This window comes from Stenotrophomonas sp. Steno-C17, from assembly GCF_056393165.1.
Genome location: NZ_JBWJPD010000006.1, coordinates 91,321 through 103,211, shown reverse-complemented (window position 1 = coordinate 103,211; position 11,891 = coordinate 91,321). Strand labels below are relative to the sequence as shown.

Sequence of the window (11,891 nt, the reverse complement as noted above, 5' to 3'; positions counted from 1 at the left end):
GCTGCTCTTCCTGCGGGCGCTGCCCATCGTGCCGCTGTTGAGACTGCGTCATGTCTACCTTCCCCGCTGTTGGTAACCCACCAGCACATCCATCTGAAGTCCTTCCAGATCAGGACGATCCTCCAGCAGATCAATCCGCAGGCGATATCGGCCTGGCTCTCCGAGGCCCGCGCTGGCCCACTGCAGTTCGTCATAGCTCAGCTGTTGGGAATACAGCCCCGCTTCGGCCAGGGTACTCACCGCAACATCCGCCCCCCATAACCGTTCACCCACGATGTCCGTTGACAGCTTGACCTGGCTGCGACCGTCGTCGGCAACGCGCCACAACGGAATGGGCTCGGCCGAAGGGATATCCAGCCGTTCCAGCACCACACGCGCCTTGAGCCCGTCGCGCTCGATGGCGGCGGTTACTGCGTGCGCCTCTGCCGGCTCCTTACCCTCGCTTCTGAGTCCGATGATCAACGTTGGCGTGGCGGACCGATCAACCACCGCAGGCGCATCGAACGTCACATCCACGATGCGCCCCGCCTTGTCCAGACGCACGCCACGGGTAAACGGCACTACCGTGCGCGCATCGGCCTCGGCACGGCTCAGCAGCTTCGGCGCTTCCGGTGACGAACCACTGCCGCAGGCCACCAGCAAGGCAAGCGCCATAGACGCCGCAGCTGCACGCATCACTGCTCCTTCAGACGCAGCGAATCGGCCACGTCGGTCTGTGCCGCCACTTCGGTGGCGATGCTGGCACGGCGGTGTCCAGGGTCGTTGCGATCACCCTGCACGATGAAGATGCTGCCGGCCGCGGGGCTGTCCTGGGTGGGTCGACTGAGCAGCACGTGGTCCACGCGTGACAGGTTGTTCTGCTTGGCCAGCACCAGCAGGCTGGCGCTGATGCGCTGGCTGGTGTCGTCGAACGTGCGCCCGTGCGCGGCATCCAGTTCGGCCACTTTCTGGATCAGCTGTGCGAACAGCCGATGGTCGGGGTGCGAGGGGTCCAGCAGCGTGCCGGCCACTTCAATGGGTGTGGGCGGCGGTTGATCGTCGGGCCGTACACCCTGGCGGTGCAGCTCGGCCTCGCGCTCGGGCATCGGATGGTGATGCTCGGCGTTCAGATCGCTGTCCGGGAACGGTGCGGCGATGCACTGGATTTCCGGCAGGTTGAACAGCACCGCGAACTCGCCCAGATCGCTGCCGCCATCCAGCGGCGCGGGCAGCGGGTGCAAGCGCGCGTAGTTCAGCGCAGCCCAGACGAAATCGCTGCAGCGGTTGATGGTCGCCGGGCGGTCCACATCGAATTCGAACTCGGCCGGCTCCTCGGCAAAATCGCGCAGGCAGCCGTAATGCTCTTCGGTGATTTCCAGCGTGCGGCTGTAGTACGGGTCCACGTGCTCGTCGGCATCGTCGTGGCGCACCTGCGCGTACTGCACGCCGCTGGCGGTCTCGCCCGGCGGCAGGCGCGGTGGCGCGAAACCATAGCTGTGGGCCTCGTCACCGGCGGCCACCTGCAGGAACATCTGCCCGCGCGGCGAGCTGCCACCGCTCTTCAGCGGGGTGCCCGGCGCGGCCAGGAATACGGTGACGGTATAGCGGGTTGCCTGCTCCATGCCTGCTTTGCCTTGTTGGGTACTGCGGTCCTGGCCGGATGATCGCACAGCTGGGCGGAGCGGCAGGTGGAGGGGCGGCGAGTGCAGCAATCAGCTTGCTGAATGTGTGAACCAGCGAGCATTCCGGCAGCTTCCGGAACGTGCCACGGCACGCGGTGCCGCGGCGGCACCGCGCTTGGCTATAGTTGGCCTCCTCATGCGCAATGGAACTGCCTCATGAAGACGGCATCACCGGGCCACGCCATCGCGGTTGCCATGGCGCTCGCGCTCAGTGGGTGTGTCAACACCACCTCCATGGATGCGGGTCGCCGTGATGACGGGGCCACGGAGGATCCAAACGTGCGTCGCACGATCAAGGGACACACCTACACCACCGACCCGGTGGAAGCCACGCTGGGCCCGCACCGCTTCCTGTTCCCCGCCAACTACTACGATAACCAGATGGGTCCCTACTTCGATGGAAGCCTGGGGTTGACCCTGCTATGGCCAGACCTGGGCCCCGCCCCGCCGGGAACGCGCCCGGACCGCTCCATGGAAGACTTCCAGCGCTCGGTAGTGCTCAGTTTCTCTTACATCGACCGCACTCCGATCACCGGCCTGATGGAGCGCTACACGAGCACGGAGCAGACATCGACGCCCACTTCGGCATGGCGCAACGATCCAAACCAACGGCTGGACCTGCGACTCCCCCAGCCCAAGCGCTTCGGGCTGGTGCCCTATGCCATCGACGAAGCACTGATGCCCGCCTTCGAGGCGGCACTGGAGAAGGAAACAGGGATGCCGCAACGTCGCAACCCCCGCATGGAGAAGGACTGGTACATAGCGCGCAGTGACCAGGGCGCACTTACAACGTTCATCAAGTGCGATAGCGAGGCCCACTTTCCCGATGGCCTGAAGATTTCCGGAAATCGACTCAGCGACACGCCCGATAGTCGGGTGGCCGGTTGCCTACATTATTTCGTGGATGTGGACCGCAGCATCTCCATCACTGCCACCTACCCCCGCGTCATTCTGAAAGACTGGAAGAGGATCGAATCTGCCACCCGCCGCGCCATGGCACGGTTCGAAAAGCACTGAATGCAGCAGATCCCACCTGCCGTGTAGCAACTACCCTGCACCATTCATGGAGACCAACGATGCCTGGCATGTTCCAACCACGATGTTTACGTGCGCCTGTGGATGATCGCAGCATCCGGATTGTCGTCAGCCGAATGCAGGGCCCACTCTCAGAAGGAGATTCCCGATGACTCGATTGAACGTAACACTGGCGCTGGCACTTGCGGCGCTCGCAACTGGCACACCCTGCGCGGCGGCTGGCGCCGCACCACCAAGCGTTACTACCGAAGTGTTTGTAGAACCCGGTGACAACACCGACTTCGAACTGGAACATGCTCCCACCACGCTGCACGCGCCGCCACCGCGCCTGCCCGCCGATGTCGAGGCGCCGGCGCTGCCAGTGATCGTGGCAGCCGATGTCGATGCCACCGGCGTGGTGACCACGGTGATGGTGGCGCGCTCCAGTCGCCTGCGTGACGTCGATCGTGCGGCGTTCAGCGCGGTCAACAACTGGCGGTTCGAGCCGGTGGTGATTGATGGCGTTGCAGTGCCGGTGCGGTTGCGGGTGAAGGTGCAGTTTCTGGTGGAGGACTGACACGCGACTGCCAGGCGGGCGCTGGGCGCACGCGCCGTGCAAGCGGTCTACCCCGCGCTGGCTGCACGCACCTGTATGTCCTGCTGCACGCGCTCGTCCTCCAGCTGCTGCTGTGCAAGATTGGCCGCTGCACGCTGGGCCGCCTCACGGCTCACCACATCGAACGCCTGCAGCGACTCCTCCACCGGTGTCTGCACTGCCTGCTCGGTGGGCATGTCGGCCCGCCGGTGGGCGGGGTCGGCCGGATCACCCTGAACCACGAACAGCCTGTGGCCAGCGGGATGCTCCGTGGTGGCGTTGCTGACCAGCACGTGGTCCACCCGCTCCAGGTCGTTGTCCTTGGCCAGCACCAGCAGGCTGGCGGCCACCCGCTCGCTGGTTGCATCGAAGCTACGGCCGTAGCGGGCGTCCAGGTCTTGCACGCGCTCGCGGATCTGCTGGTAAAGCGGGTAGTCGACGTGGCCCGGACGCGTGGGGTTCGTCGTGTCATCAGGCGCGCCCCGCAGCGGCTCAACAGCGCTGGGCTGAGGCGCAGATGCGCGTGTCGGAGCTGCAGTCACGGCCTCCTCAAGCACCCCGTCGGACGCTGGAACAGGCTTGACCTTGGCCGGCTCACCCTCAGGCGCCACGGTGTGATCGACGGTGGGGTGTTCCGCAGCCCCCTCTGGCACAACCTCTGCCGCTTCCGGATCGTTCCGCAGCGGCCCTGCAGGTTCCATCTGTGCATCCGGCGCTGGGCGCGGCGGTGGTGGGTCTACAACCACAGTGTTCGCGTGACTAACGGGCTCGCGTTCAGAGGGCTCGTCCCGCACAACCTGCGCAGTGACAGGCGCCACCGCGGTCTGTGTTGGCAGTGACTCAGGCGTCGCGTCGCGGATCGGCTGCAGCGATGGCTCGGCAGGCACAGGCGCGGACTGCGTGGGGCCGGGACTATCGGCCTCTGATTGCGGCGCCGGGCGCTGCGAGACTTCGGTGCGCCGCTCGGGCTCTGCAGTAGCTTCCTCCTGCCGAGAAGGCTGGGAGGTGCGTGGGTCGTCCGTCGGCAGCAGTGCATTGGGATCGCGCTCCCTTGCTGAGCCAGGCGGCAGCACTGGTGGCGCAGGCGCAGCCGCCGGCGCCACGGGCGTGGGCGGGCGATGCCGTTCCGCTACGCGTTGTGCCTCGGCGACGGCGTCGCGCGCGTCGGCAGGTGCGGGATCGTCTGGCCGGGCATGCTGTGCAGCAGCCAACGCCACCTCTCCAGCATCCACAGTGGCCGAACCCTGCCGATTCGCCTCCTGCAGCGCCTGCTGGTACGCCTCGTGTTCACGCGGCGACAGCGCGGCAATGCGCAGGTCGGGCGACTCGGGTATAGGCGCACGCTCGCCAGCGCGCTCGCGCACTTCACGCCACGCCGCCTGCAGCTCTTCGGTGGTTGTCGTGGCAACCGGCCGGGCCACGCCGTCTTCGCCCACCTGGTAATGGGTGATGGCGCGCGATTCACCCGCGACGCCGTCCACCGCGGGCGCCAATTGCTGCAGCGTGGGCCCATTGATGCCGTGCTGAGTGCGTGTCCGCTCCATTGCCAGCTCGATGGCGTCCATCCACTGCGGCGAAGGCGTGATACCGGCCGAGGCGTATCTATGCCGCACCTCGTTGCGGTTCATCTCCGCATTCGTGGGTGCCGGCCTGGCCTCCAGTTCGGCAAGGCTGCGCTCGAGCGCATCCAGCGATGGCTGCTGGATGGTTCGGGTCAGCTCCAGCTCCAACGCCATGTTGCCCTGGGCCACTACGCCCCGGTGGGACCATTGCCCGCTCGCATCGCGGTGATAGAGCGTGTTGTCCGACCCGAGAATGGCATCGGGCTTGGCACGCGCCGCGTCCACGGCGTCCGGCACCAAGGGCACGAAATCGCTGGCGCGGCTTGCCGCGCGCGCTTCCAAGTAGCTGGCTGCAATTGCCGCCTTGCCATGCGCGATGTTGTCTTCAATGCGCTGTACGGCCTGCCGGTTCAACTCGACCGCACGCTCCGGGGTGGCTACGAGGTTTTCGTATACGCCGCGATCATTGGCCCCCACCACGTGCGTCTTGACCTGTCGGATCCATTGCTCGGTCTGCGGATCGCGCTGCCAGTTCTGGTTATCCAGACCGTTCACATCCTGCGGGCCAGTGGGGAGGCTGAACGGGTTCTGCGGCTCGGGCGCTTTGCCCAGCGCCAACTCAACCGCGCTCACGCTGGCCTTGGCCCCCAGCTCACGCGCCTTTTCATAGCTGGCACCCACGCTTAACTCGACAGCATTGGGTGAACGTTCGGCGGCATTCTCCAGCTTCGCCTGGCGCTGCCAGTTCAGGCCGTCGAACTTCCAAGGCACACCTGCCGCGTCGTTCTGGTGATACACCGCGCGGTTGTCGAGAAGATCGGCGCCTTTGTCGAAGGCCTTGCTCATGAACAGCGCGTCGGCCGCCACCACCGCCGCCGGCACGAAGCTGGATGTGCCGATGAGCGATGCCGTGGCCATGCCCCCCATCCAGCCACCGCCACTGCGTGCGAGCGTGTGGTTGAACTCGGACTGGGCGGCCGTGCCATTGCCCTGCCGCAAGAGCTCGGAAATACGTTGAGTAGTCAGGATGGCATCCACGCCAGAGGCGAGCAGACCGCCGGAGCGGACGAGCTGGCTGGCGGAGGCTTCGCCTATGAGGAGGTCGAGGGTTATGAAGCCGCCTTGCTGGGAGCGAGCAGCGCGTACCTGATAACCGGCCTCATCCCCAAGGACCCGTTCCACCACCAAAATACTTGGCTCAGAGAGGATCACGCGTCCATCACGGTGGGCGTTGGCTATCGCAAGTGAAAGACCACTGCGCTGGAGCTCAAGGTTTCCACCGCGGGTAAGTGGAGTGCTGAGGTGCTCGATATGCGTGAGCGTCCCCACAACTTTGGACTCAGAATGAACGATGGCAGACCAACCCGGATCGACGCCAGTAAACCCTTGCAAAGCCTGGACCTGTCCGACATGGATCTGGTAGTACGCCGGAATACCGCGAAAGAAGTTCTGGATATCAACATTCGCCTGAAGAGACGTTTTCCCAATTGGGGTATTGGTGTAAAGGTCACCATTGATCAGGCCGACTCTGACTGTATCGCGGAGCAACTCCACTCGGTGGGAAACCCGATCAGCGGCCAACACGTCACCGTTCAATGCAGCCTGGCCATCAATGCTCTCTTCGATCCGCCGCAGCCGCTGCAACATTTGCTTCTGATATTCCCCCAAAGGCCCGCCGCTATGCGGGGTAACACCCAACGAATGAGCAAATTGTGGATGCGCCGGCAGAAATATCCGGTTCTCCTGAGCGTGAATATCGAACCTACCACTATCTTGAAGAAAGGAGAGGATCTGACTGTTCTTCAGCGTCTGCTGCTCAATGCTGTGATGATCCTGAAAAACAGTCGCGTATCCAGCCATGAATCACTCTCCTTCCGTGGAACGGGATTTCAACGATTCACGACGTCATAGAACCACAGACCGTTTGAGCGCTTCGACGAGATAATTCCAGCCTCCTCGACGGCTCTGAGGAAAACACTGTCGCAGAACACGCCTCCGTGAAACGCCAAGCGAAAGACGTGCGCATCGCGGAGCGCATCAGGGCGAAACGCGAGGCGAATCTCGCCTGTCAGGTCGTAGAACTTCCCTGCCTCGAACTCGTCGCTGACTTCAATGTGAAGTACGGATGTCTCTTCATCCAACGCGTCAAGCGTGCGTGTTACATCGCATAGGGAGTATCCGCCAGATAAGCTGCGGTCTGATGCTTCATAACTCACATCCGCAAACGCGAATGCGTCTGCATCGACGTCTTCCATCACGCGACGCAGGCGATCCGACACTAGCCAGTACCCGCTCATTCCACCTTCAAGATCTTGGGGCGGAGCTCCACGCTCAGGCCGGTAGACCAGTCTCGGCGTCTCCGCGAGAGCGGGAAAGCCTCCTGAAGCAGGGCGTAGGATTACTCGAGGCGGCTTCAGCAGACTTGCGAGGTTCTCAAAGACAACACCATGCCCCCTTCCTCCTCGTCGCGCATCAGGTTCCAACTGATAAAACTTACCTGGCATGGGCAAATTTTCACGTGAGTGCTGCATGTGTAGTCTCTCTGCTATCGCAAGCTTTCCAAAGTCTATCCTGCCTTCAAGGCCGCCTTCACCGCGCTTCACCCGACGTCCCCAGCAGCCAGCACCAAATCCCCGTTGATCAGCGCTACTTTCACAATGTCCTGCAAGTCCCGCACGGCGCCCACGGCCCGCGCGACGGCACCCGCATCTCCCTGCAATGCCCCCTGCCCATCCACCGACACCTCGATGCGGGCCAACTGCTGCAACATGCCCTGCGTGTAGGATTCGAGCGGCTCGGCTGCGTAGCGCGCACAGCCCATCTCGTTGGCCAGTGCCTGCTCGACAGGCAGGTAGAGCCGGTTCTGGGAGGCATTCATATCGAAGACTCCGACCTCGTCCAGACGCCGAAGCAATGGGCTGCCGGCAACGATGGTCGGCCCGATGATCAGCTGCAGATCGAACAGCCCTTCCTGTTCATCACTGTTGGACATACTTTTCCCCTCCAATGGGCATCAGGCAAGATGGCCAGCAACGGCCTCTTTTTACTCGCGGCTGGGCGTTCGGGCAATCGGAATGCAATGAAACTCCATACAGAGCGGACCTGCGTCACACCCTGCGTCCACTTTCACGGCGGGGAACCCATCACCGTGCCTGATCTCCAGAGCACCGGCCTGAGAACTCGAACACGGCCGTGCCCAGCGCAGCGCGGTAATCTGGCCTTACGGATGGGGGCCAGCGCCCCGGCGAATGCCAGGAATCTCAAGGAGTTCAATATGCAAGGAAGACAGCTGATACTGGCCGGTACGCTCGCGCTGTTCTGGGGGACGACCCATGCCCAGACCGCCGCCGCCGATGCGGATGCAGATGCAGATGCCGAGATGGCGATCGTTGCGCGCAACTACATCAGCGAGCACCCCGGCGTTTCGATCGATGCCGCCATCACACGGCTGACCCTTCAGGGCGAGCTCAATCCCGCCTTCGAAGGTCTCAGCAGCGAGTTTGCGGACCGCTTGTCTGCCATTTCATTGCGACATTCCCCCGATCAGCACATCTTCGTGGAACTCACCGGAACGAAGCCGGTGCCCGACCGGGTGGTGAAAACCAAAAGCGGAACCACGCGCGTCGTGTTCGAAATCGGGAACCTGCATACGGCGCAGAAATTCCACGAGATACTGGAGCGAAACACCTCGCTGATCCACAGCGTGATTCCAGGCATTACGGGTATTTCGGGTTCCCCAGGTGACAACCGTGTGCTGATCCTGATCGAGGGCGATGCGGCGCTGGCGGGAAGCCTGGACGCGCGAGTGAAGCTGCTGGAGCAGACCCTTGGGATGGAGGTCGCCATTGAGCCCAACCACCCAAGATCGCGCAATGCCGTGGCGGCACCTGGGCGTTGAGGCTACGCGGGGTAGTACGCGTAGCCAGCGGTTCTGCCTCGTCTCACCCGAGAGCACGTGCCGATAGAGAAGTCGAAGCCAATGGACACTGTGATGTCCCTTAACTTCGAACCTCAATAAAAATCTGCAGTAAACGAACGGAGTGGAATCTCCATCCTCCGCCCCGGGATGCTTCCAGATGCACAGCTGGATGGCAGCCATAGTCCCCAGCAGCGCATCAACGACCATGAAGGAACAAGCATGCCAAGTACGTTCTATCCAGATGCGAAATCAGAAGCCGAGATGCGGAACGCGGTCAGGGTCAGCCTCTCCCGCCTGCAGGGCGGCGGGCCATCACCTGCAGAGTACTGGTATGTGTTCTCCCGCAACGAAGAGCGCGTAGGGGTCGCGGGAGTGGCAGGAGGCCTTGATTGGCACATCAGAGAAGAGGGGTGCCGGGAAACAATCTACTCGCTCGATTTCACACATCCGCAGTCATTGAAATGCTTGCTCAGCAAGAAATCAGCACTGGGCAGCACCGAGGACGATTTTTCGTTTCTGCGCAGGATCGTTCATGCGCTGCTGGCGGCTGCTGGTTCCGGCGTCAGCTCACCGATCACCGTTCGCTACGTCGCCTTGACCACCCGCGATGCCTTGTCCGGCGCGGGGGTGCCAGCGAACGCGCATCACGTGCTGGATTCGCTGGACAGCTACCTGCTTCTCGCCAGCCTGGAAATTCCGCCAAGGGATTGAGGACGAAACGCCTCAAAGGCCTGGCAAGGCGCCCTTGGTAGGCGTCTGAGGAACGGGGGCGAATCCCAATGCCCCCGCCGCCCCTGACATCCCCATCACCCGCTTTCACACCGCTGGAATCGCGGCCTGCGCACGATCAGTCACACCCCCAAGCAAACCCCAAGCGACGGCCCGCAGCGCCTCGCCACCTGATCCTGATGCAGCAACTCGCCCCCGACTTCTGGAACCTGCGCGGCACCTTCAAGGTGGCCGGGCTGCTCGACATGCGTACGCAGCTTTCGGCGCTACGCCGCTGCAACGGCCGCTTCGTGGTGCTGGACAGCTACACCCCCAGTGAGGCCCAGCGCCAGGCCTTGCTCGCCCTTACCGCCGCCCCCCCCGTTCAACTGTGCCGCCCATTCGGCAGTGCGCGAGCTGCCCGCCCATGGCTGGCGCGACGAGATGCTGAAGGCACTGCACCGCCGTCGCTACGCCTGATGCCGCCAGGAATCACCCTCTCCCTCCCCTACCCTCCCCACGACAAGGTTGACCTGACCATGACCCAGCAGCAGCTCACGACCATCAACCCGCTTACCGAACAGGTGCTCGATACCTATGCCTACATGTCCGACGCCCAGGCGGCGGACACCGTGAAGGCCAGCCACGAGGCCTTCCTGCAATGGCGCCTGCGCAGCCTGGAAGAGCGCGCTGCGGTGGTGGCCGCCATTGCGCGCAAGCTGGAAGATAAGAAGGAGGCCTTCGCCCAGTTGATGACCAACGAGGTAGGCAAGCTGATCGGTGACAGCCGCAGCGAGGTGGACCTGTGCGTGGCCATCTGCAAGTACACCGCCGAGCAGGGCCCGAAGGTGCTGGCCGACGAGGAGCGCCCCTCGGCCAATGGCGTAGGCATCGTGACCCACTCGCCCATTGGTGTGGTGTACGGCATCCAGCCGTGGAACTTCCCGGCCTACCAGGCGGTGCGTTACTCCATTGCCAGCCTGATGGCCGGCAACGGGGTGCTGCTGAAGCATGCCGAAAGCTGCACCGGCAGCGGCCTGTTCCTGCGCGACCTGTACGAGGAAGCCGGCCTGCCCAAGGGGCTGTTCGGCGTGCTGCTGATCAGCCATGACCAGTCCGATGCCATCATCGACCACGACCTGGTGCGCGCGGTAACGCTCACCGGTAGTGAAAAGGCCGGGCGCACCGTGGCCGAGAAGGCCGGCAAGGCACTGAAGAAGACCATGCTCGAACTCGGCTCCAACGATGCCTATCTGGTGCTGGACGATGCCGACCTGGAACTGGCGGTAAAGACCTGTGTGAAGGGGCGCCTGTTCAACAACGGCCAGACCTGCGTCAATGCCAAGCGCTTCGTCGTGACCGAGAAGAACTACGACGCGTTTGTTGAGGCCTATGCCAAGCAGTTCGCGCAGATCCGCATGGGCGACCCGAACGATGGCAACACCCAACTCGGGCCGATGGTATCCAAGGCCCAGCGTGACACCCTGCACGAGCAGGTCAGCAAGAGCGTTGCCCAGGGCGCGCGGCTGGTGGTGGGGGGCGAAGTGCCGGCCAGGACCGGTTGGTTCTACCCGGCCACGGTGCTGGCCGATGTGGCGCCGGGCCAGGTGGCGTATGAGGACGAGTTGTTTGGCCCCGCGGCGGCCATCATCAAGGCCAAGGACGATGATGACGCCATGCGCATTGCCAACGACAGCCGCTACGGGCTGGGTGGCGGCATCTTCAGCCGCGATGTGAAGCGCGCGCGCGAGCTGGCTAGCACCTACTTCGATACCGGCATGGTCTGCATCAATGGTTTCAACGTGGCCGGCCCTACCCTGCCCTTCGGCGGGGTGAAGGCATCGGGCTACGGGCGTGAGCATGGGCCGGAGGGCTTGAAGGAGTTCGTCAACATCAAGTCGATTACGCTGCCGGCGGGGGCGTGATGCGGGCGCGCCGTCTCTAACTAATTGCCATCGAACACCAGGATGCAGGCAGGGATGCCTTCATGCTGGACGGCTCTGCCAATCTGCCGCCGCGCGAGGCGGCGTTGGCCGTCGGCAGTGACTACGATCTGGAGCGCGACGATGCGCTTTGGCCGAACCCTGGGCTGGGCATCAGTACGAGGTAAGTGACGCAATCGGCATGGTGCGCCGAACATCTGCCCGCGCACGGCGAGCTGCCGCCGCAGTTCGGTGAGGCGCCGGGCGAAGCCAGGAATGCGTTGCCGGTTGAGCGTGTCGCTAGCCTGATGCCTGCTGTGCATATTTGGGTCCCGCGGTCTTGGCCGGATGGTCGAAGAGGGGGGCGCGGGTAACTGGAAGCGGGGTGGGACACAATTGACCTGCTGGATGTGTGAACTAACTCGCACTACCAGCGCCGCCAAGGGCTTGCCAGTGGAGTGGCTGGAGGTACAGCCGTATAGTGGTTCAGCCACTGCAAAGGAATTGCTG

Annotated in this window: 11 protein-coding genes; 5 read left to right on the top strand and 6 right to left on the bottom strand. The window is 63.5% G+C overall.

What is annotated here, in order from left to right:
• Nucleotides 1-54: 54 nt before the first annotated feature.
• Together AC06FA_RS07545 and AC06FA_RS07540 are read right to left on the bottom strand one after the other, a co-directional pair.
• A complete protein-coding gene (locus AC06FA_RS07545) occupies nt 55-675 on the bottom strand; it encodes a hypothetical protein (protein ID WP_478067766.1) in 621 nt (206 codons plus the stop codon).
• The gene (locus AC06FA_RS07540; RefSeq protein WP_108751999.1) at nt 675-1,601 is read right to left on the bottom strand and encodes an XVIPCD domain-containing protein; all 927 of its coding nucleotides are present in this window, start codon (nt 1,599-1,601) and stop codon (nt 675-677) included. The genes AC06FA_RS07545 and AC06FA_RS07540 overlap by 1 nt, the downstream gene beginning before the upstream one ends.
• Before the next feature lie 216 nt (nt 1,602-1,817).
• On the opposite strand from AC06FA_RS07540, the gene AC06FA_RS07535 reads away from it, so the two are divergent.
• Nucleotides 1,818-2,678 (top strand): hypothetical protein, encoded by an 861-nt coding sequence (locus tag AC06FA_RS07535; RefSeq protein ID WP_478067765.1) that lies wholly within the window; start codon nt 1,818-1,820, stop codon nt 2,676-2,678.
• A gap of 268 nt (nt 2,679-2,946) precedes the next feature.
• Nucleotides 2,947-3,252, top strand: coding sequence for an energy transducer TonB family protein (locus AC06FA_RS07530; protein ID WP_478067764.1), 306 nt, complete (start codon nt 2,947-2,949; stop codon nt 3,250-3,252).
• A gap of 47 nt (nt 3,253-3,299) precedes the next feature.
• On the opposite strand, the gene AC06FA_RS07525 is transcribed toward AC06FA_RS07530, so the two are convergent.
• The 3 genes from AC06FA_RS07525 to AC06FA_RS07515 all read right to left on the bottom strand — a co-directional run bounded on the left by AC06FA_RS07525 (nt 3,300) and on the right by AC06FA_RS07515 (nt 7,824).
• Nucleotides 3,300-6,692, bottom strand: coding sequence for an XVIPCD domain-containing protein (locus AC06FA_RS07525; protein WP_478067763.1), 3,393 nt, complete (start codon nt 6,690-6,692; stop codon nt 3,300-3,302).
• 29 nt (nt 6,693-6,721) lie between these two features.
• Nucleotides 6,722-7,363, bottom strand: coding sequence for a DUF1629 domain-containing protein (locus AC06FA_RS07520; RefSeq protein WP_478067762.1), 642 nt, complete (start codon nt 7,361-7,363; stop codon nt 6,722-6,724).
• 68 nt (nt 7,364-7,431) lie between these two features.
• The gene (locus tag AC06FA_RS07515) at nt 7,432-7,824 is read right to left on the bottom strand and encodes a hypothetical protein (RefSeq protein WP_478067761.1); all 393 of its coding nucleotides are present in this window, start codon (nt 7,822-7,824) and stop codon (nt 7,432-7,434) included.
• Nucleotides 7,825-8,106: 282 nt separating this feature from the next.
• Here AC06FA_RS07515 and AC06FA_RS07510 point away from each other — a divergent pair, with 282 nt between their 5' ends.
• The 3 genes from AC06FA_RS07510 to AC06FA_RS07500 all read left to right on the top strand — a co-directional run bounded on the left by AC06FA_RS07510 (nt 8,107) and on the right by AC06FA_RS07500 (nt 11,384).
• A complete protein-coding gene (locus AC06FA_RS07510; protein WP_478067760.1) occupies nt 8,107-8,730 on the top strand; it encodes a hypothetical protein in 624 nt (207 codons plus the stop codon).
• Nucleotides 8,731-8,970: 240 nt separating this feature from the next.
• The gene (locus AC06FA_RS07505) at nt 8,971-9,462 is read left to right on the top strand and encodes a hypothetical protein (protein ID WP_478067759.1); all 492 of its coding nucleotides are present in this window, start codon (nt 8,971-8,973) and stop codon (nt 9,460-9,462) included.
• A 197-nt stretch (nt 9,463-9,659) separates the two neighbouring features.
• Nucleotides 9,660-11,384, top strand: coding sequence for an NAD-dependent succinate-semialdehyde dehydrogenase (locus AC06FA_RS07500; protein WP_478067758.1), 1,725 nt, complete (start codon nt 9,660-9,662; stop codon nt 11,382-11,384).
• Between the two features lie 20 nt (nt 11,385-11,404).
• Here AC06FA_RS07500 and AC06FA_RS07495 read toward each other — a convergent pair whose 3' ends face one another.
• Entirely contained in the window at nt 11,405-11,704 is a 300-nt protein-coding gene (locus tag AC06FA_RS07495) for a hypothetical protein (protein ID WP_478067757.1), read from the bottom strand.
• Between the last annotated feature and the right edge of the window lie 187 nt (nt 11,705-11,891).